17 protein-coding genes are annotated in these 19,025 nt (G+C 61.1%); 9 read left to right on the top strand and 8 right to left on the bottom strand.

Features of this window, described 5'->3' with window-relative positions; genetic code table 11:
• Positions 1-51 precede the first annotated feature (51 nt).
• On the bottom strand, positions 52-999 hold the full coding sequence (locus AACY36_RS03110) for a choline ABC transporter substrate-binding protein (RefSeq protein ID WP_339415327.1): 948 nt from the start codon (positions 997-999) through the stop codon (positions 52-54).
• A 415-nt stretch (positions 1,000-1,414) separates the two neighbouring features.
• On the opposite strand from AACY36_RS03110, the gene AACY36_RS03105 reads away from it, so the two are divergent.
• Both AACY36_RS03105 and AACY36_RS03100 read left to right on the top strand, forming a co-directional pair.
• On the top strand, positions 1,415-2,791 hold the full coding sequence (locus AACY36_RS03105; protein WP_339415328.1) for an L-serine ammonia-lyase: 1,377 nt from the start codon (positions 1,415-1,417) through the stop codon (positions 2,789-2,791).
• Between the two features lie 514 nt (positions 2,792-3,305).
• Positions 3,306-4,409 (top strand): GlxA family transcriptional regulator, encoded by a 1,104-nt coding sequence (locus AACY36_RS03100; protein WP_339415329.1) that lies wholly within the window; start codon positions 3,306-3,308, stop codon positions 4,407-4,409.
• Positions 4,410-4,504: 95 nt separating this feature from the next.
• On the opposite strand, the gene AACY36_RS03095 is transcribed toward AACY36_RS03100, so the two are convergent.
• The 5 genes from AACY36_RS03095 to AACY36_RS03075 all read right to left on the bottom strand — a co-directional run bounded on the left by AACY36_RS03095 (position 4,505) and on the right by AACY36_RS03075 (position 8,557).
• Positions 4,505-4,768 carry a hypothetical protein gene (locus AACY36_RS03095; RefSeq protein ID WP_065871872.1) on the bottom strand — a complete coding sequence of 88 codons (264 nt, stop codon included), beginning with the start codon at positions 4,766-4,768 and terminating at the stop codon, positions 4,505-4,507.
• A 256-nt stretch (positions 4,769-5,024) separates the two neighbouring features.
• Positions 5,025-5,501 (bottom strand): thioesterase family protein, encoded by a 477-nt coding sequence (locus AACY36_RS03090; RefSeq protein ID WP_339415330.1) that lies wholly within the window; start codon positions 5,499-5,501, stop codon positions 5,025-5,027.
• Positions 5,502-5,540: 39 nt separating this feature from the next.
• On the bottom strand, positions 5,541-6,506 hold the full coding sequence (locus tag AACY36_RS03085; RefSeq protein ID WP_339415331.1) for an L-carnitine dehydrogenase: 966 nt from the start codon (positions 6,504-6,506) through the stop codon (positions 5,541-5,543).
• Between the two features lie 145 nt (positions 6,507-6,651).
• Positions 6,652-7,539: a 3-keto-5-aminohexanoate cleavage protein gene (locus AACY36_RS03080; RefSeq protein ID WP_339415332.1), complete on the bottom strand. Its 888-nt coding sequence runs from the start codon at positions 7,537-7,539 to the stop codon at positions 6,652-6,654.
• Between the two features lie 73 nt (positions 7,540-7,612).
• Entirely contained in the window at positions 7,613-8,557 is a 945-nt protein-coding gene (locus AACY36_RS03075; RefSeq protein ID WP_339415333.1) for a choline ABC transporter substrate-binding protein, read from the bottom strand.
• Positions 8,558-8,765: 208 nt separating this feature from the next.
• Between AACY36_RS03075 and AACY36_RS03070 the strand changes: the two genes are divergently transcribed.
• A complete protein-coding gene (locus AACY36_RS03070; RefSeq protein WP_339415334.1) occupies positions 8,766-9,710 on the top strand; it encodes a GlxA family transcriptional regulator in 945 nt (314 codons plus the stop codon).
• Positions 9,711-9,778: 68 nt separating this feature from the next.
• Positions 9,779-10,957, top strand: a complete 1,179-nt coding sequence (locus AACY36_RS03065; protein WP_339415335.1) for a hypothetical protein — start codon at positions 9,779-9,781, stop codon at positions 10,955-10,957.
• Positions 10,958-11,019: 62 nt separating this feature from the next.
• On the opposite strand, the gene AACY36_RS03060 is transcribed toward AACY36_RS03065, so the two are convergent.
• On the bottom strand, positions 11,020-11,436 hold the full coding sequence (locus tag AACY36_RS03060; protein WP_339415336.1) for a DUF3010 family protein: 417 nt from the start codon (positions 11,434-11,436) through the stop codon (positions 11,020-11,022).
• Positions 11,437-11,477: 41 nt separating this feature from the next.
• Positions 11,478-11,879 (bottom strand): lysozyme inhibitor LprI family protein, encoded by a 402-nt coding sequence (locus tag AACY36_RS03055; RefSeq protein WP_339415337.1) that lies wholly within the window; start codon positions 11,877-11,879, stop codon positions 11,478-11,480.
• Positions 11,880-12,098: 219 nt separating this feature from the next.
• On the opposite strand from AACY36_RS03055, the gene AACY36_RS03050 reads away from it, so the two are divergent.
• From AACY36_RS03050 to etfA, 5 genes are all read left to right on the top strand, one after another.
• The gene (locus AACY36_RS03050; protein ID WP_015886257.1) at positions 12,099-13,076 is read left to right on the top strand and encodes a dipeptidase; all 978 of its coding nucleotides are present in this window, start codon (positions 12,099-12,101) and stop codon (positions 13,074-13,076) included.
• A gap of 55 nt (positions 13,077-13,131) precedes the next feature.
• Entirely contained in the window at positions 13,132-13,662 is a 531-nt protein-coding gene (locus AACY36_RS03045) for a DUF5943 domain-containing protein (protein WP_128874052.1), read from the top strand.
• 15 nt (positions 13,663-13,677) lie between these two features.
• The gene (dgcA, locus tag AACY36_RS03040) at positions 13,678-15,738 is read left to right on the top strand and encodes a dimethylglycine demethylation protein DgcA (protein WP_339415338.1); all 2,061 of its coding nucleotides are present in this window, start codon (positions 13,678-13,680) and stop codon (positions 15,736-15,738) included.
• Positions 15,739-15,841: 103 nt separating this feature from the next.
• A complete protein-coding gene (gene dgcB / locus AACY36_RS03035; RefSeq protein WP_339415339.1) occupies positions 15,842-17,797 on the top strand; it encodes a dimethylglycine demethylation protein DgcB in 1,956 nt (651 codons plus the stop codon).
• Positions 17,797-19,017, top strand: a complete 1,221-nt coding sequence (etfA, locus tag AACY36_RS03030) for an electron transfer flavoprotein subunit alpha (protein ID WP_339415340.1) — start codon at positions 17,797-17,799, stop codon at positions 19,015-19,017. The genes dgcB and etfA overlap by 1 nt, the downstream gene beginning before the upstream one ends.
• Positions 19,018-19,025: the final 8 nt, after the last annotated feature.

The raw sequence follows: 19,025 nt of genomic DNA, 5'->3' as shown, positions 1-19,025 counted from the left end.
CGAAGAGGGAAAACATCCCGGGGCAGCGCGCCGCCCCGGGGTCAGCGGTTGCTATTTGGCGAGGTAGGCTTTCACGGCGTCGAGCCCAGGTTTGCCATCAACGGTGGTGACACCGGCGAGCCAGGTGTCGAGTACTTGAGGGTTTTTCTTCAGCCAGGCTTTCGCGGCGGCGTCGGGTTTCATCTTGTCGTCCAGGACATTACCCATCAGGGTGCTTTCCATGTTCAGGGTGAACGACAGGTTTTTCAGCAACTGGCCAACGTTGCTGCATTCCTGCGTGTAACCCTTGCGCACGTTGGTGTAGATGGTGGCCTGGCCATAGTTGGGGCCGAACGAATCGTCACCGCCAGTCAGGTACTTCATCTTGAAGCGGGTGTTCATCGGGTGCGGTTCCCAGCCAAGGAACACGATGGCCTGGTTCCGCCTGGTGGCGCGTTCCACTTGCGAGAGCATCCCGGCTTCACTGGATTCAACCACTTTGAAACCGGCGGTTTTCAGGCCGAAGGCGTCTTTGTCGATCAGCGTCTTGATGGTGCGGTTACCGTCGTTGCCCGGCTCGATACCGTAGATCTTGCCGCCCAGTTCATCCTTGAATTTGACGATGTCGGCGAAGTCTTTAAGGCCCTTGTTGTACAGCGCTTCCGGGACCGCGAGGGTGTATTTGGCGTTCTCCAGGTTGGCGCGCACGGTTTCCACGGTGCCGGCATCACGGTACTGCTTGATGTCGTTTTCCATGGTCGGCATCCAGTTGCCGAGGAAGATGTCCATGTTCTTGCCGTCGGCCAGCGACTTGTAAGTCACCGGTACCGAAATCATCGTGGTGCGCGTCGTGTAGCCCAGGCCCTTGAGGATTTCGCTGGTGGTCGCGGTAGTGACGGTAATGTCGGTCCAGCCGACATCGGAGAAGTTAACGGTATGGCACTGTTCCGGTTCTGCAGCGTTCGCCAAGACTGGCAGACTCAGCATGGCGGCCAACAACAACGAGGGTGAACCTTTCATCGGGGTAGACTCCTGTGTCTTTTTTCTGGCGGCATTCGCCGCGCTTTATAAGTGTTGCGGTTGGGGCGTGCGATGAAGCGCAGGCACGGTGCCTTGCAAACGAGTCGGGACTGATCATGTACCAGTGAAAATCTGACGCCTACAGGGGGCGTCGTATCCAGTACAGGGATGGTCGCATCCAGTGTCGGTAACGTCGCTTACAGATTTTTCCAGTGGCAAAACCGCAGTTTTTACCGATCTGCACCGCTAAAAACGGCCAAAACGCCTGATCGCACGAGGGCGGCGTTGGTGAGCATGGTTACGTCGGTGTGAGACGCCGTGAGGGCGGATAAAAGCTTGATGATGCCGCCATCTGGGCGATCTGAGCGTAGCAGCTTGTTCATGCCTAGCCTGCTCACCGAGGAGTTTCACGGCAATGGCTATCAGCGTTTTCGACCTGTTCAAGATCGGCATCGGGCCTTCGAGTTCTCACACCGTCGGCCCCATGCGCGCCGCGGCGTTGTTCGTCCAAGCATTGCGTGAACGTGAACTGTTGGAACAAGTCAGGCGCGTCGAAGTTCAGTTGTATGGCTCATTGTCCGCCACCGGCATCGGCCACGGCAGCGATACCGCGACCATCATGGGCCTGATGGGCGAGTGGCCGGACGCAATTGACCCGTCGCAAATCGGCAGCCGTATTCACACCCTGCGCGAGACCGACACTCTGTTGCTGGACGGGCGTTTGCCGGTGCCGTTTGTGTGGGCGCGGGACATGCGCCTGCTCGACGAAAACCTGCCGTTCCATCCCAACGCCATGACCCTGGTGGTGCACGGCGATAACGGCGAACTGCACCGTGATACCTACTATTCAGTAGGTGGCGGTTTTGTCGTGGATGAAGCCCAGGCGCAAAGCGGCGTGGCCGATATGGATCGTACCGAGTTGCCTTACGACTTTTCCAGCGCGGTGGAGCTGCTGCAGTTGTGCAAGACCCACAATCTGCGCGTCGCCGAGTTGATGCTGGCTAACGAAAAAGTCTGGCGCTCTGAAGAAGAAATCCGCAACGGCCTGATGAAACTCTGGCGCGCCATGCAGGATTGTGTGGAGCAGGGCCTCAAGCACGAAGGCATCCTGCCTGGCGGCCTGAACGTGCGCCGACGTGCCGCCAAGTTGCATCGCAGCCTGCAAGAGTTGGGTAAGCCGAACGTGATCGGCTCGACCTTGAGCGCCATGGAGTGGGTGAACCTGTTCGCCCTGGCGGTGAACGAGGAGAACGCCGCTGGTGGGCGCATGGTCACCGCACCCACCAACGGCGCGGCGGGGATCATCCCGGCGGTGCTGCACTACTTTATGAAGTTCAGCGAGGCAGTCACCGAGGCCAACGTGGTCGACTACCTGCTCGGCGCAGCGGCGGTGGGGATCCTGTGCAAGAAGAACGCCTCGATTTCCGGTGCCGAAGTGGGCTGCCAGGGCGAAGTAGGCTCGGCCTGCGCGATGGCCGCCGCTGGGTTGGCCGAGATCCTCGGCGCCACGCCGGAGCAACTGTGCAACGCGGCCGAAATCGGCCTGGAACATAACCTTGGCCTCACCTGCGACCCGGTGGGCGGGCTGGTACAAGTGCCGTGCATCGAGCGCAATGCGATTGCCGCGGTGAAGGCGATCAACGCCGCGCAGATGGCTTTGCGCGGTGATGGGCAGCACTTTATCTCGCTGGACCGGGTGATTCGCACCATGCGCGATACCGGGGCGGATATGCATGACAAGTACAAAGAGACGTCGCGGGGTGGGTTGGCGGTGAGTGCTGTGGAATGTTGAGTCAGTGACACTGCTATCGCAGGCAAGCCAGCTCCCACCTTTGGAATGCGTTCCCCTGTGGGAGCCGGGCTTGCCCGCGATAGCGGTAGTTCAAGCAACACTGCGCATAAAGTGAACACCCCGAACCAAAAGCGCCACCTTTTAGCGCGTCGCAAACAGATAAGTGGCCGCCAAACGATTCCGCGCTGACCACCCGTCACCCGTGCTTGTGGTGACAGACTTTTCCCACACCCGCAAAGCGCCTTCCCACAAGTGCTACCGAACTGCTCACAGCCCTTGAGCAGGCTAGCTCCTACGACTAATTCCGACTATATCCGTACGTGCTGCGCGGGCTTATTTAGACACATCATGAGGTCGTTTTTAGGAGTTATTGGACGGCCATTCAATTTTAGGCATGGCATTTGCTCTATCTATTCAAAGCCTCTCGCTCCATTTTTTACAGGCAGGGATGAAGAGCGCAATAACAAGAGCCTCGCCTGAGGCCATCACCCGCTTTGTGTGAGGAGATACCGCGATGACGTCGTTCAACTCAGGGGCCCAACCCCAGAACCGTGCGCCTCAATCCATCGGCTTTTTGCTGCTGGACAATTTCACGCTGATTTCCCTGGCGTCCGCAGTCGAACCCCTGCGCATGGCCAACCAGCTCTCCGGCCGCGAGCTGTATCGCTGGACGACCCTGAGCGTCGACGGAAACCAGGTGTGGGCCAGCGACGGTCTGCAAATCACGCCCGACGCCTCCATGCATAAAGCCCCGGCCCTGGACACGGTGATCGTGTGCGGCGGCGTGGGTATCCAGCGCACCGTTACCCGTGAACATGTGTCGTGGCTGCAAAGCCAGGCGCGCCAGTCCCGTCGCCTGGGCGCGGTGTGCACTGGCAGTTGGGCCCTGGCCTGCGCCGGTTTGCTCGACGGCTTTGATTGCAGCGTGCACTGGGAATGCCTGGCCTCGATGCAGGAAGCCTTCCCACGCGTGACCATGAGCACACGCCTGTTCACCCTCGACCGCAACCGTTTCACCAGCTCCGGCGGCACCGCCCCGCTGGACATGATGCTGCACCTGATCAGCCGCGATCACGGTCGTGAACTGTCGGCCGCGATCTCTGAGATGTTTGTGTACGAACGCATCCGCAATGAACAGGATCACCAGCGTGTGCCACTCAAGCACATGCTCGGCACCAACCAGCCGAAGCTGCAGGAAATTGTCGCGCTGATGGAAGCCAACCTGGAAGAGCCGATCGACCTGGATGAGCTGGCGGTATACGTCGCCGTGTCCCGTCGCCAGCTGGAGCGGTTGTTCCAGAAGTACCTGCACTGCTCACCGTCGCGCTACTACCTCAAGCTGCGCCTGATCCGCGCACGGCAGTTGCTCAAGCAAACGCCGATGTCGATCATCGAAGTGGCGTCGGTGTGCGGGTTTGTGTCGACGCCGCACTTTTCCAAGTGCTATCGCGAATACTTCGGCATTCCGCCACGGGATGAGCGCGTTGGTTCCAACACCACCCAGCAGGTGGCGATGATGCCGATTCCGCCGGCGCTGGTGCTGTCACCGTTGTCGGGGACGATGTCGGCGTTGAGCCAGGCGCGTAACGAGTCGACTTTCGCCAGCGTAACGCTCTAGAACGCGTTGCCTCTATCGCAGGCAAGCCCGCTCCAACATTTTGATCTGTGAACAAGGTCAAATGTGGGAGCGGGCTTGCTCGCAAATGCGGGCTATCAGGTGCCCGAGTTCTGCTTGAACTGAACCAAAGCCGGCAACAACTGCTTGTCGATCGCCTGCCTCACCGCCGGCAAGATCGTCGCGCTACCGGTGTACATCTGCTCAACCATGCCCTTGAGTGCCTTGGCCCGCGCCGGGCTCAAGCCACGCACCGCGCACTCGCAGGCCTGCTCGGCGGTGGCACCGCTGGACACTTCAAAGCCCAATGAGCGCAGTTGGCCCAGCAGGTCATCCTGGTCAATCAAGTCCGCGTGCATCATGACGTTTATCCTGGTGTAGGGAGCGGGATCTGACGTGGATTCTGGTAGGCCATCAGCCGGTCGGCAAGGGCAGAATCAACGAATGCCTCAGATGGCTATGAACAGGTCGTTTTCGAGCCGTTTACCGACAGCAGTAATGGGTACATTGACTGCCAGGCAAGCGACTTGAAGGTTTGGTCACCCTCGGGATGTAAGGCCCACACAAAGCACTCTGCCCCGATCTTGTCACGGCTTGATCGGGGCTTTTTTTGGCTGTTCATTTTGGCGTGGGTAACCCTATGAGGCGGCCGAGGAGGGCGGGGCGGGCCAGGTCGGTCTGCTCGGCGTGGATGGCCGCAAGTTTCCCCCGCGTGGCCTCGGTGAATGGCGCCGAATGCGGGCCGGCGAGGTCCACGTGCAGCAGCATTTGCTCGTTGCCCGCCAGTTCCTTCGCATCACCCACCAAGTGCAGGCTGTGATAAAGATGCAGGCGCTTGGCGTCATGGGCGATCAGTTGGGTATGCACCTCGACCTCGGCCCCCAGTTTCACCTCGTGCAGGTAGTTCAGGTGCAACTCCAGGGTGAACAGTGAGTGACCGCTGGCTTCGCGGCTTTCACGGGTAAGGCCCAGTGTGTCCATCAGCGCGTCGGTGGCGTAGCTGAAGATCAGCAGGTAGAACGCGTCGCGCAGGTGGCCGTTGTAATCCACCCAGTCGGGGAGGATGTTTGTGGTGTAGGTGGTCAGGGCAGGCATCACATAAATTCCGAATTTGTACGCGGTCAAAATTGTGGTTTATTCAGTGAAGCTCATACCGTGCTTGGCCTTGGTGGTTTTCACGGCTTCCAGCACCGCCAGCAGGCAATCATCACGATAGCGCTCCAGCGCAGATATGCTGTGTTTTCCCAGCTGATCGCTGGTGCCGTCCACCACATCGTCAATCAGCTTGTCGGTCAGTTCCGGCGCCGGCAGGTAAGTCCACGGCAGTTGCAACGCCGGGCCGAACTGCGCCATGAAGTGCCGCATGCCGGCATCGCCACCCGCCAGGGTGTAGGTCAGGAAGGTACCCATGAACGACCATCGTAGCCCCGCGCCAAAGCGGATGGCGTCATCGATTTCGCCCGTGGTGGCCACGCCGTCATTGACCAGGTGCAGCGCCTCACGCCACAGCGCTTCCAGCAGACGGTCAGCGATAAACCCAGGCACTTCCTTGCGCACATGCAAGGGCCGCATGCCGAGGGATTCATACACCTTGATTGCCGCCTGAATGGCCTCTGGCGCAGTGTTCTTGCCGCCGACGACTTCCACCAGCGGCAACAGGTAAACCGGGTTGAACGGGTGGCCGACCACGCAACGCTCAGGGTGAGTCGAGCGCTCGTAGAACTCGCTTGGCAACAGGCCGGAGGTGCTTGAGCCAATCAGCGCATTTGGCTTGGCTGCCGCGCTGATCTTGCTGTGTAACTCCAGCTTCAGCGCCAGGCGTTCCGGGGCGCTTTCCTGGATGAAGTCGGCGTCTTTCACGCACGCTTCGATAGTGTCGACAAAGCGCAGGCGGTCCTGGGACGCGCCCGATGCCAGGCCTTGTTTCTCAAGGGCGTCCCAGGCGTTGGCGACGCGCTTGCGCAGGGCGGCTTCGGCACCGGGCGCCGGGTCCCAGGCGATTACATCCAGGCCGTGGGCCAGGGCGCGGGACACCCAGCCGCTGCCGATAACACCGCTGCCGAGGGCGGCGAAGGTTTTGATTTCGGTGATAAAGCGCATTGGCAAATTCCTGAAAAATTCGATGATCCCCTGTGGGAGCGGGCTTGCTCGCGAAGGCGGTGTGTCCGTTGATGCATTGGGTACTGACCCACCGCTTTCGCGAGCAAGCCCGCTCCCACATTTTTGATCCGGTTTCGGCAGGGAGTCAGCCGCGTTTGGTCAGGCCCATCTTGATTCGGCCTTCCGCCGGGGTCATGACCCGAGCACCCAACCGGCTGAGAATTTCACTCGCGCGCTCCACCAGTTGCCCGTTGGTGGCGAGCACGCCTTTGTCCAGCCACAGGTTGTCCTCCAGGCCTACCCTCACGTTGCCGCCCAGCAGCACCGCTTGCGCGGCCATTGGCATTTGCATGCGACCGATGCCGAAACCGGCCCATACCGCGTCGGCGGGCAGGTTGTCGACCATGGCTTTCATGGTGGTGGTGTCGGCCGGCGCGCCCCAGGGAATGCCCAGGCACAGTTGGAACAGCGGATTATCGAGCAGGCCTTCCTTGATCATCTGCTTGGCAAACCACAGGTGACCGGTGTCGAAAATTTCCAGTTCGGGCTTAACGCCCAGCGCTTGGATGCGCTTGGCACCAGCCCTTAGTTGCGCCGGGGTGGACACGTAAATGGTGTCGCCATCGCCGAAGTTCAGGGTGCCGCAGTCCAGGGTGCAGATTTCCGGCAGCAGCTCTTCCACATGGGCCAGGCGGGTCAGCGGGCCGACCAGGTCGGTGTTAGGGCCGAACGCCATCGGGTGCTCGCCGCCACCGATCTCCAAGTCGCCGCCCATGCCGGCGGTGAGGTTGACGATGATGTCGATGTCGGCCTCACGGATGCGTTCCATCACTTCGCGGTACAGGGCCACGTCACGGCTGAATTTGCCGGTCTCGGGGTCGCGCACGTGGCAGTGCACCACGGTGGCGCCGGCCTTGGCGGCTTCCACCGCTGCGGCGGCGATTTGCTTGGGGGTGACCGGCACGTGCGGGCTTCTGCTGGTCGTGTCGCCAGCACCGGTGAGTGCGCAGGTGATGATGACGTCGTGGTTCATGGGGCGGTTCCTTACAGGCGTAGTGATGCCGTTCGCAGCCGCTTGTGGCTGCGAAACGGTGATTGAAAAGGGGTTACTTGCTGGTCAATTGCAGGTTGGCCGCAGCCGGTTTGCCATCGAAGGTGGTCACACCTTCCAGCCAACGAGCCTGGTCTTGCGGGTGATCCTTGAGCCACTGTTTGGCGGACTCGAGGGCGTCCTTGTGATCCAGCAACGGCTGCATCATCCGGCTCTCGTCGGCGGCGGTGAAGGTCAGGTTGGTCAGCAGTTTGTGCACATTGGGGCACTGCTCGGCGTAGGTTGGCGCGGTCACGGTCCACACGGTCGCCATGCCTTCGTTCGGGCCCAGGGCGTCGTCGCTGCCGGTGAGGTAAGTCATGGCGACGTTGACGTTCATCGGGTGCGGCGCCCAGCCAAAGAACACCACCGCCTCCTTGCGGCGAACCGCCCGGTCCACGGCGGCGAGCATGCCGGCTTCACTCGATTCCACCAGTTGGAACTTGCCCAGGCCGAACTGGTTCTTGGCGATCATCGCCTTGATCTGCGTGTTGGCGCCCGAGCCGGGCTCGATGCCGTAGATCTTGCCGCCCAGTTCTTTTTCGAATGTGGCGATGTCGGCGAAGGTTTTCAGGCCCTTGTCCGCCAGGTAGGTCGGCACGGCGAGGGTGGCGCGCGCGTCTTCCAGGCTTGGTTTGTCGAGGACCTTGACTTGCTTGGCGTCGATGAATGGGGTGATGGTCTGGGTCATCAGTGGGTTCCAGTAGCCCAGGAACATATCCAGGCGTTGGTCGCGGATGCCGGCGAAGATGATTTGCTGCGATGCACTGGTCTGTTTGGTCTTGTAGCCGAGGCCGTCGAGCAACACTTGGGTCATGGCGCTGGTGGCGATTACATCGGTCCAGTTCACCACACCCATGCGCACGTTCTGGCAGGACGCCGCATCGGCGGCCATTACGTGGGTGCTCAAGATGGCGCTGGCGCTGAGTGCGAGCACGCAGCGGCTGATCAGTCGGTTCATGGTGGATCCCTCGGCAGGTCGTTATTGTGGGGGCCGGCGTCTTTGTGCGCCGTGAGGCTGATGGTGCGGGTTTTACGTTACGTCGCTTTGGGGGCGACAAAACGCACGGCGGCGACCCGCTCTTGCACTGCAGCGACCTGCCACCTTGAATCCGCCCGTGAACGGGAGTATCACAGTGCCACGCTGCCCGTCCGACGAGAGCGCCACCATGTCCCAGGATTTCTACTTTCTGCTGATGCCGGGCTTTTCGGCCATTGGCTTTATCTCCGCGCTGGAGCCGCTGCGGGTGGCCAACCGCTTTCGTGGCGAGCTGTACCGCTGGCACGTGTTGAGTGCCGATGGCGGCGCGGTGCTGGCGAGCAATGGCATGTCGGTCAACGCCGACGCCGCGTTGGAACCGCTGAAAAAAGGCGCGACATTGTTGGTGGTGGCGGGCTTTGAACCCTTGCAGTTCGCCACTCCCGCGCTGGAACACTGGCTGCGCCGCCTCGACCATGACGGCGTGACCCTCGGCGCCATCGACACCGGCGCCTGCGTGCTGGCTGAAGCAGGCCTGCTCGATGGCCACCGGCTGACCCTGCACTGGGAAGCCATCGACGCTTTCAAGGAATCCTACCCGCAGCTCACAGTGACCCAGGAACTCTTCGAAATCGACCGCCGTCGCATCACCTGCGCGGGCGGCACCGCTTCCATCGACCTGATGCTCGACCTGATCGCCCAGGCTCATGGCTCGGAGCTGGCGATCCAGGTTTCCGAACAATTCGTGCTCGGCCGTATCCGCCCACGCAAAGACCACCAGCGCATGCAGATCGCCACGCGCTACGGCATCAACAACAAAAAACTGGTGCAAGTGATCGGCGAGATGGAGCAACACACCGAGCCGCCGCTGAGCACATTGGCGCTGGCCGACGCGATCAACGTAACGCGGCGTCAGCTGGAGCGCCTGTTTCGCCTGCATTTGAACGACACCCCGAGCAACTTCTACCTCGGCCTGCGCTTGGAAAAAGCCCGGCAATTACTGCGCCAGAGCGATCTGAGTGTGCTGGAAGTGAGCATCGCCTGCGGGTTTGAATCACCGTCGTATTTCACGCGGAGTTATCGGGCACGGTTTGCGAAATGCCCAAGGGAGGACCGGCGACGGGAGGTGGTTTGACGGCTGATTATAGTCAATTATACTCGTGACTATAATTTATAGTCCTTTCCATAATTGAGTATAAAAGCATGTCCAAGAACAGCGGCTTTGTGTTCCGCCGCCCCGACCTGGCAAGCAGCATTGCCGATGGCCTTGTGGGGGCCGGTATTCAGGATTTCACCTCCGGCCTGTTTCTCGCGGCGCCGCGTCGCACGGGCAAAAGCACTTTTTTACGTGAGGACCTTGTTCCTGAATGCCAGGCGCGTGGTTGGCTGGCGGTGTATGTCGACCTGTGGGCCGACAAGGAAAAAGACCCCGCCGACCTGATCTCCAGTGCCATCGCCGGTGCCCTGGTGCCCTTTGAAAAGGGCATCCGCAAACTGGCCAAAAATATCGGCATCGAAAAGCTCAGCTTCCTGCGCACCTTGTCCTGGGATTTCACCAAGCCGCAATTGCCTGCAGGCGCGACACTGACGCAAGCGCTGGAGTTGCTTCACAGCGCTGCCGAGAAAACCGTCGTGCTGGTGATCGACGAAGCCCAGCACGCGCTCACCACCGAAGCCGGTGTTAACGCGATGTTTGCCCTCAAGGCCGCCCGGGACCAGCTCAACCAAGGTCGTGAAGGCGAGGGCAGCGGGTTGCGCCTGGTGTTCACGGGGTCCAATCGCGACAAGCTTGCCCATCTGGTATTAGGTAAAAGCCAGCCGTTTTTCGGGTCCAGCATCACCCCATTTCCACTGCTGGGCAAAGCATTCACACAGGCCTACACCGTGTACCTCAACGGCCTTCTGGCCAAGACCAACCAGTTCAATGCTGCCGACATCGATGAAGCGTTTGAGCTAGTGGGCCGTCGCCCGGAAATGTTGCGCACCATCATTGGTGAAGTGGCATTGGAACTGGGGGAGGCGAGCAATCTCGGCCAACTGCTGCACAGTCGCGCCGAACTGCTGCGCGCCGGCGTTTGGACCGAATTCGAAAGTGCCTGGAACGCCCTCACCATTCCCCAGCGTGCGGTGCTGGACGTGATGGTGGAGCGCTCACAGAACAACGAACCGTTCGCGCCGTTTACCGACAGCACCCTCACGGCCGTCAGCAAGGCGTTGGAAGGCATGGGCAGCGACGTAGTGCCGGGCACCCAGACCATTCAGGCCTGTATCGATGCCTTGCGCGATAAAGAGCTGGTATGGAAGTCGAGCCGGGGCGGTTATGCGCTGGAAGACAAATCCTTCGGGGATTGGCTGCAGCACCGGCGCCGAGCTCTTAACTGAATCAAACGCTGATCACATGTGGGAGCAGGCAAGCCAGCTCCCACATTGATATAGGGTGTGGCTTATTTCTTGACCAGTGCCGAGCACGCCGCCTTGTACGCCTCATGCTGATACTTGTTCAGTGTCGCCGGCAGATCAAAGGTGTGCTTCTTGTTCTGCGCATTGAGGGTCTGCGGCGACAACAGCGTCACCTCAACACCCTCCAGCAACTGAAGCACCCCTTCAATCTTGAACGTGGTCGGGCCACCGGCGAATTCGCCTTTCTTGCTGCGCTTCTTGATCGCGATACGTTCGATAGCGTTTGCCTGCACAAACGCCTTCACCTGAGCGGCGAAGGCTTTGACGTTGGCCGCTTCATCGTCGTCTTCCAGGGCGATTTTTTTCGTGGCCAGGGCGACGTGAGTCAGCGCTTGGTTGTCCAGGGAGGCGACGGCGATGATGGCTTCGCTGCCTTTGATTTCGATGCCGCAAGTCTTCATGAATAGCCTTGTTTCAGAAGGAAAGTGACGGGGATTGTTGCTTATTCCTGCCCGATCGACTCCAGAAACTCCGACCGCTCATCACTCATCCGCGCCAGGCAGTCATTCTGTGCAATCGCGTACGCCTTCGTACCGTTCACCGCCGGGAAGGTGTCCACGGCGCAATCGGCGTCGCGTAACTTTTCCCACTTCTGCTGGGCATCCTTCAGACGAGCGGTAATGTCCGCCAGCGTGGTTTTGTCGCTGCCGTAGGTCGAAGCCATGCGTTCCAACAGGCTCTGATAGTTATCCTTGAGCAACTGAACGGCGGTGGTTTTATTGTACGTGGCGCATTCCAGGGTTTGCGTGTCGTTTTCGATGCCGTCGCACGGCGTGCTGTCGGTGTCTTCGGCCGCGTGGACGCCGGTTGCGATGAGTGCCAAAGCCAGGAAAATCGATTTCATTGCGCCGTCTCATATCAGGTGATGCGGGAATTCTGGCTCAAGCGTGAGACAAATAACAGCCGCCAGTCAGACCTCTCTTAACAGCCTTTGTCGCGGATTGACGCTTTCGGCAATTCCCCTGTCGTTTTTGCACCCAGCTCTGTCGGCCCCTGGGCATATGCTGGCCCAAAGCGCCGGCAGACGATTCGGCGCATGAATCGCCAAATAAGGGGACGCCTGATGAGCCCAGCCGAATTGCACGCCGACAGCATCGTTATCGACGGGCTTATTATTGCCAAGTGGAACCGCGACCTGTTCGAGGACATGCGCAAAGGTGGCCTCACCGCTGCCAACTGCACGGTGTCGGTGTGGGAAGGCTTCCAGGCCACCATTAACAACATCGTGGCCAGCCAGACCCTGATCCGTGAGAACAGCGACCTGGTGATCCCGGTGAAAACCACCGCCGATATCCGCAAAGCCAAGGAGCAGGGCAAGACCGGCATCATTTTCGGCTTCCAGAACGCCCATGCCTTCGAAGACCAGCTTGGCTACGTCGAGATCTTCAAGCAGCTCGGCGTTGGGGTGGTGCAGATGTGCTACAACACCCAGAACCTCGTCGGCACCGGCTGCTACGAGCGTGATGGCGGCCTGTCGGGCTTTGGTCGTGAGGTCGTCGGTGAGATGAACCGCGTCGGCATCATGTGCGACCTGTCCCACGTGGGCTCCAAAACCTCCGAAGAAGTTATCCTCGAATCGAAAAAGCCGGTGTGCTACTCCCACTGCCTGCCGTCCGGCCTTAAAGAGCACCCGCGCAACAAGTCCGATGAAGAGCTCAAGTTCATCGCCGACCACGGCGGTTTTGTCGGCGTGACCATGTTCGCGCCGTTCCTGGCCAAGGGCATCGATTCGACCATCGACGACTACGCCGAAGCCATCGAATACACCATGAACATCGTCGGCGAAGACGCTATCGGCATCGGCACCGACTTCACCCAGGGCCATGGCCAGGATTTCTTCGAAATGCTGACCCATGACAAGGGCTACGCCCGCCGCCTGACCAGCTTCGGCAAGATCATCAACCCGCTGGGCATCCGCACCGTGGGCGAGTTCCCCAACCTCACCGAAACCCTGCTCAAGCGCGGTCACCCTGAGCGTGTGGTGCGCAAGATCATGGGTGAGAACTGGGTCAACGTCCTCAAGGACGTCTGGGGCGAATAAGCCACCGCACTGTCGCGGAACATCAACACAACGAATTTTCTGGAGTTAAGTTTCCATGGCCAAGATCGCCCCGCAATTGCCTATCGAAGTCGACAGCGAAACCGGTGTCTGGACCTCCGACGCCCTGCCGATGCTGTACGTGCCGCGCCATTTCTTCGTCAACAACCACATGGGTATCGAAGAAGTCCTCGGCGCTGACGCCTACGCCGACATCCTTTACAAAGCCGGCTACAAGTCCGCCTGGCACTGGTGTGAAAAAGAAGCCGAATGCCACGGCCTGGAAGGCGTCGCAGTGTTCGAACACTACATGAAGCGCCTGTCGCAGCGCGGCTGGGGCCTGTTCAAGATCCAGGACATCGACCTCGACAAAGGCACAGCCAGCGTCAAGCTTGAGCACTCGGCGTTTGTCTACGTGTACGGCAAGGTCGGACGCAAGGTCGACTACATGTTCACCGGCTGGTTTGCCGGTGCCATGGACCAGATTCTGCAGGCGCGTGGCAGCCAAATCCGCACCGTCGCCGAACAAGTCTACGGAGGCTCCGAAGAGGGCCACGATGACGGCCTGTTCACCGTCAAGCCGTTGTAAACCGAGGACCGTGCCATGGCTTTCGAAGCAATGTTTGCGCCGATCCAGATCGGCAAACTGACCATCCGCAACCGCGTGCTCAGTACCGCCCACGCCGAGGTGTATGCCACCGACGGCGGGATGACGACTGACCGCTATGTGAAGTATTACGAAGAGAAAGCCAAGGGCGGCATCGGCCTGGCGATCTGCGGCGGCTCCTCAGTGGTGGCCATCGACAGCCCGCAGGAGTGGTGGAGCTCGGTAAACCTGTCCACCGACCGCATCATCCCGCACTTCCAGAACCTGGCTGATGCCATGCACAAGCATGGCGCCAAGATCATGATCCAGATTACCCACATGGGCCGTCGCTCGCGTTGGGACGGCTTCAACTGGCCGACCCTGATGTCGCCGTCCGGCGTGCGGGAGCCGGTGCACCGCGCTACCTGCAAGACCATCGAACCGGAAGAAATCTGGCGCGTGATCGGCAACTACGCCCAGGCCGCGCGTCGTGCCAAGGCCGGTGGCCTAGACGGCGTGGAACTGTCCGCCGTGCACCAGCACATGATCGACCAGTTCTGGAGCCCACGGGTCAACAAACGTACCGACGAATGGGGTGGCACCTTTGAAGGCCGCATGAAGTTCGGCCTGGAAGTCCTGAAAGCCGTGCGTGCCGAGGTCGGTGACGACTTCTGCGTGGGCATGCGCCTGTGCGGTGACGAATTCCACCCGGACGGCTTGTCCCATGAGGACATGAAGCAGATCGCCAAGTATTACGACGACACCGGCATGCTCGATTTCATCGGCGTGGTGGGGTCGGGGTGCGACACCCACAACACCCTGGCCAACGTTATCCCCAACATGAGTTATCCGCCGGAGCCGTTCCTGCACTTGGCCGCCGGGATCAAGGAAGTGGTCAAGGTCCCGGTGCTGCACGCGCAGAACATCAAGGACCCGAACCAGGCCACGCGCATCCTCGAAGGCGGTTATGTGGACATGGTCGGCATGACCCGTGCGCACATCGCCGACCCGCACCTGATCGCCAAGATCAAGATGGGCCAGATCGACCAGATCAAGCAGTGCGTCGGCGCCAACTACTGCATCGACCGCCAGTACCAGGGCCTGGATGTACTGTGCATCCAGAACGCCGCGACCTCCCGTGAATACATGGGCGTGCCGCACATCATCGAGAAGTCCATCGGGCCCAAGCGCAAAGTCGTGGTCGTGGGTGCCGGCCCGGCGGGGATGGAAGCCGCGCGCGTTGCCGCTGAACGTGGCCACGACGTGACCCTGTTGGAAAAGAAAGAATTTATCGGCGGGCAGATCACCACCGCCTCGAAAGCGCCGCAACGTGACCAGATCGCTGGCATCACCCGCTGGTTCCAGCTGGAATTGGCACGTTTGAAAGTCGATTTGCGCCTGGGCGTGGCCGCTGATGCCGAGACCATCCTCGACCTGCGTCCGGACGTGGTGGTGCTGGCGGTGGGCGGGCATCCGTTTATCGAACAGAACGAACACTGGGGCGCGGCCGAAGGCCTGGTAGTGAGCAGCTGGGACGTGCTCGACGGCAAGGTGGCACCGGGCAAGAACGTGCTGGTGTACGACACCATCTGCGAATTCACCGGCATGTCGGTGGCCGATTTCCTGGCGGACAAAGGCTGCCAGGTCGAGATCGTCACTGACGACATCAAGCCCGGCGTGGCCATCGGCGGTACGTCATTCCCGACCTACTACCGCAGCATGTACCCCAAGGAAGTGATCATGACCGGCGACATGATGCTGGAAAAGGTCTACCGCGAAGGCGACAAGCTGGTAGCGGTGCTAGAGAACGAGTACACCGGCGCCAAAGAGGAACGGGTGGTGGACCAGGTGGTGGTGGAAAACGGCGTGCGTCCGGATGAAGCCCTTTACTACGGGCTCAAGGAAGGATCGCGTAACAAAGGCCAGATCGATGTTGAAGCCTTGTTCGCGATCCAGCCGCAGCCGTGTCTGAGCGAGGCGGGCGAGGGCTACTTGCTGTTCCGCATTGGTGATTGTGTGGCGCAGCGAAATACTCACGCTGCGATCTACGACGCCCTGCGCCTGTGCAAGGATTTTTAAGAACAGTCGCAAGCCATAAGCTTCAAGCAGCAAGAAAGAGCAGTGGTTGACCGGCTTTGACTTGCCGCTTGTAGCTTGAAACTTGCCGCTTGAGGTCACCTCAATGTTGAACACCTTGCTTCCTATTCTCTTGTTTGCCGCCCTGGGCCTTGCCGTCCTCGGCGCCCTGCGCCGGGTGAACATGTGGCGCCGTGGCCGCGCCTCCAAAGTCGACCTGCTCGGTGGCCTGCTGGCCATGCCCAAGCGCTACATGGTCGACCTGCACCACGTGGTTGCCCGCGACAAATACATCGCCAACACCCACGTCGCCACGGCGTTGGGCTTTGTGCTGTCAGCGCTGTTGGCGATTCTGGTGCACGGTTTCGGCCTGCATAACCGCATCCTCGGCTATGCCCTGCTGTTGGCCTCGGTGCTGATGTTTGTCGGCGCCACGTTTGTCTATCTGCGCCGCCGTAACCCGCCATCACGCCTGTCGAAAGGCCCGTGGATGCGCCTGCCGAAAAGCCTGATGGCGTTTTCGGTGAGCTTTTTCCTGGTGACGCTGCCGGTGGCCGGGATCCTGCCGGCCGACTTCGGCGGCTGGCTGTTGGCTGCGCTGCTCAGCGTGGGCGTGCTGTGGGGCGTGTCGGAAATGTTTTTCGGCATGACTTGGGGCGGCCCGATGAAGCACGCCTTCGCCGGTGCCCTGCACCTGGCCTGGCACCGCCGCGCCGAGCGCTTTGGCGGTGGCCGTTCCACCGGGTTGAAGCCGCTGGACCTCGGCGATAAAACCGCGCCTCTGGGCGTGGAAAAACCCAAGGATTTCACCTGGAACCAACTGCTCGGGTTTGACGCCTGCGTGCAGTGCGGCAAGTGCGAAGCCGCGTGCCCGGCCTTCGCCGCCGGCCAGCCGCTGAACCCGAAAAAGCTGATCCAGGACATGGTGGTCGGCCTGGCTGGCGGCACTGATGCCAAGTTCGCCGGCAGCCCCTATCCAGGCAAACCGGTAGGCGAGCACAGCGGCAACCCGCACCAGCCAATCGTCAACGGCCTGGTGGACGCCGAAACCCTGTGGTCCTGCACCACCTGCCGCGCCTGCGTGGAAGAGTGCCCGATGATGATCGAGCACGTGGATGCCATCGTCGACATGCGCCGCTACCTCACCCTGGAAAAAGGCGCGACCCCGAACAAGGGCGCCGAAGTCCTCGAGAACCTGATCGCCACCGACAACCCGGGCGGCTTTGCACCGGGCGGTCGACTGAACTGGGCGGCGGATCTGAACCTGCCGCTGCTCAGCGAAAAAAGCAGCGCCGACGTACTGTTCTGGGTTGGCGACGGCGCCTTCGACATGCGCAACCAGCGCACCCTGCGAGCGTTCGTCAAAGTACTCAAAGCGGCCAACGTCGACTTTGCCGTGCTTGGCCTGGAAGAACGCGACAGCGGCGACGTGGCGCGGCGCCTGGGTGATGAAGCGACCTTCCAACTGCTGGCCACGCGCAATATCCAGACCCTGGCCAAGTACAGCTTCAAGCGCATCGTTACCTGCGACCCGCACAGTTTCCATGTGCTGAAAAACGAGTACGGCGCCTTTAACGGCAACTACCTCGTGCAACACCACAGTACCTTCATGGCCGAGTTGATCGGCGAGGGCGCGTTGAACCTGGGCCAACACAAAGGCAACAGCGTGACCTACCACGACCCATGCTACCTGGGCCGCTACAACGGCGAGTATGAGGCGCCGCGCCAAGTGCTGCGGGCGTTGGGCATCGAGGTCAAAGAGATGCAACGTTCGGGCTTCCGTTCACGCTGCTGCGGCGGCGGCGGTGGTGCGCCGATCACCGACATACCCGGCAAGCAACGGATTCCGGACATGCGCATGGAAGACATCCGCGAAACCGGCGCCGAGCTGGTAGCTGTGGGCTGCCCGCAGTGCACGGCAATGCTCGAAGGTGTGGTCGAGCCGCGCCCATTGATCAAGGACATCGCCGAACTGGTGGCCGACGCTTTATTGGAAGACGCCGCGCCCGCCAGTTCGCCGACCAAACGCCCTGTCCAACAAAAGCCTGCGGAGGTGCATTGATGAGCGACATTATCCGCCGCGACCCACGAGCCGAATGGATCGCCCGCAACCGTCTGCACCCGCTGCATGCGGCGATGCAGCCGGTGCAACACAGCTGGATGGGGCCTAACGGCGTGATCCGCAAAAACGTGCATGGTGTTGGTTTTATTGGCCCTAACGGCGTCAAGCGTATCGACCGCAGCGGCGCCCAGCAGGGGGGGGCGGCCAAGCGTTCGGCAGCGGTGGAAGTGCAGTTGCCACTGCACCAGGTGCCGGCCCCGGCGTTTTACATCAACGTGGTGCCGGACATGGTCGGCGGTCGCCTGAGCAGCCACGACCGCGACCTGCTGGGCCTGGCGCGGCAACTCGCTGGCAGCGATGGCGCGGTGTTGGCGGTGGTGTTTGGCGAGCACAAGGAGCATGCGTTTGCCACGGCGGGCGTCGACCGTCTGCTGGTGCTGGAAGGCCACGCATTCGACGGTTATTCACCGGAGCAACGGGTGCAAGGTTTGCGCGCTGTGGATAACCAGTTCAACCCGCGCCACTGGTTGCTGCCGGACAGCCGCAGCGGTGGCGGCGAGCTGGGCCGACGCTTTGCCGCCAGCCTCAAGGAACGCCCGGCCACGCGGGTCTGGCAGATCAAGGGCGACGAGTGCATCGGCCGCGCCGGGGCTGGCCAGGAAGACTTGGCCCGGCCTTTGGCGCGCCTGATCCTGGCGGCCGTGGAGTGCGCTGAGCCGGTCAGCGAAACCCGGCATGAAGTGTTGCCCGTGGAGTTATCCACAGCCCTGGCGCGCAGCTTGCCGCGCATTGAAGATCTTGGCGCGGTGGCCGTCGACCCGGCGGCAATTCCCATGGCCGAGGCGGAATTCATTTTCTCCGGCGGCAATGGCGTGAAGGACTGGACGCTCTTCCACCAGACCGCCGCCGCACTGGGTGCCACCGAGGGCGCCTCGCGGGTGGCCGTGGACGACGGCTTTATGGCGCGTGATCGCCAGGTCGGCGCCAGCGGCACCTGGGTCACGGCGCGGGTGTATGTGGCCGTGGGTATTTCCGGTGCCATCCAGCACCTGCAGGGCATCGGTGCCTGCGACAAGGTGGTGGCGATCAACCTTGACCCTGGCTGCGACATGATCAAGCGTGCCGACCTCTCGGTCATCGGCGAAAGTAACGCGATACTGCAAGCCTTGATCGATGCGGTCGAGGCCTACCGCAGCGGCGCCAAGCGCGATGCGGCTTAAGGATATGG

The sequence above is a fragment of the Pseudomonas sp. EA_15y_Pfl1_P101 genome, assembly GCF_963970835.1.
Classification (GTDB): domain Bacteria; phylum Pseudomonadota; class Gammaproteobacteria; order Pseudomonadales; family Pseudomonadaceae; genus Aquipseudomonas; species Aquipseudomonas tritici.
The sequence above is the reverse complement of the archived record's forward strand: the minus strand, read 5'-3'. Positions and strand labels throughout refer to the sequence as shown.

Excerpts from the sequence above, each read along its gene's own strand:
- AACY36_RS03075 (WP_339415333.1), bottom strand. The coding sequence starts at position 8,557 with ATGAACCGACTGATCAGCCGCTGCGTGCTCGCACTCAGCGCCAGCGCC.
- AACY36_RS03045 (WP_128874052.1), top strand. The coding sequence starts at position 13,132 with ATGGCCAAGATCGCCCCGCAATTGCCTATCGAAGTCGACAGCGAAACC.
- dgcA (WP_339415338.1), top strand. The coding sequence starts at position 13,678 with ATGGCTTTCGAAGCAATGTTTGCGCCGATCCAGATCGGCAAACTGACC.
- etfA (WP_339415340.1), top strand. The coding sequence starts at position 17,797 with ATGAGCGACATTATCCGCCGCGACCCACGAGCCGAATGGATCGCCCGC.
- AACY36_RS03065 (WP_339415335.1), top strand. The coding sequence starts at position 9,779 with ATGTCCAAGAACAGCGGCTTTGTGTTCCGCCGCCCCGACCTGGCAAGC.
- AACY36_RS03085 (WP_339415331.1), bottom strand. The coding sequence starts at position 6,506 with ATGCGCTTTATCACCGAAATCAAAACCTTCGCCGCCCTCGGCAGCGGT.
- AACY36_RS03090 (WP_339415330.1), bottom strand. The coding sequence starts at position 5,501 with ATGCCTGCCCTGACCACCTACACCACAAACATCCTCCCCGACTGGGTG.
- AACY36_RS03050 (WP_015886257.1), top strand. The coding sequence starts at position 12,099 with ATGAGCCCAGCCGAATTGCACGCCGACAGCATCGTTATCGACGGGCTT.
- AACY36_RS03110 (WP_339415327.1), bottom strand. The coding sequence starts at position 999 with ATGAAAGGTTCACCCTCGTTGTTGTTGGCCGCCATGCTGAGTCTGCCA.
- AACY36_RS03105 (WP_339415328.1), top strand. The coding sequence starts at position 1,415 with ATGGCTATCAGCGTTTTCGACCTGTTCAAGATCGGCATCGGGCCTTCG.
- AACY36_RS03055 (WP_339415337.1), bottom strand. The coding sequence starts at position 11,879 with ATGAAATCGATTTTCCTGGCTTTGGCACTCATCGCAACCGGCGTCCAC.
- AACY36_RS03080 (WP_339415332.1), bottom strand. The coding sequence starts at position 7,539 with ATGAACCACGACGTCATCATCACCTGCGCACTCACCGGTGCTGGCGAC.
- AACY36_RS03100 (WP_339415329.1), top strand. The coding sequence starts at position 3,306 with ATGACGTCGTTCAACTCAGGGGCCCAACCCCAGAACCGTGCGCCTCAA.
- dgcB (WP_339415339.1), top strand. The coding sequence starts at position 15,842 with ATGTTGAACACCTTGCTTCCTATTCTCTTGTTTGCCGCCCTGGGCCTT.
- AACY36_RS03070 (WP_339415334.1), top strand. The coding sequence starts at position 8,766 with ATGTCCCAGGATTTCTACTTTCTGCTGATGCCGGGCTTTTCGGCCATT.
- AACY36_RS03095 (WP_065871872.1), bottom strand. The coding sequence starts at position 4,768 with ATGATGCACGCGGACTTGATTGACCAGGATGACCTGCTGGGCCAACTG.
- AACY36_RS03060 (WP_339415336.1), bottom strand. The coding sequence starts at position 11,436 with ATGAAGACTTGCGGCATCGAAATCAAAGGCAGCGAAGCCATCATCGCC.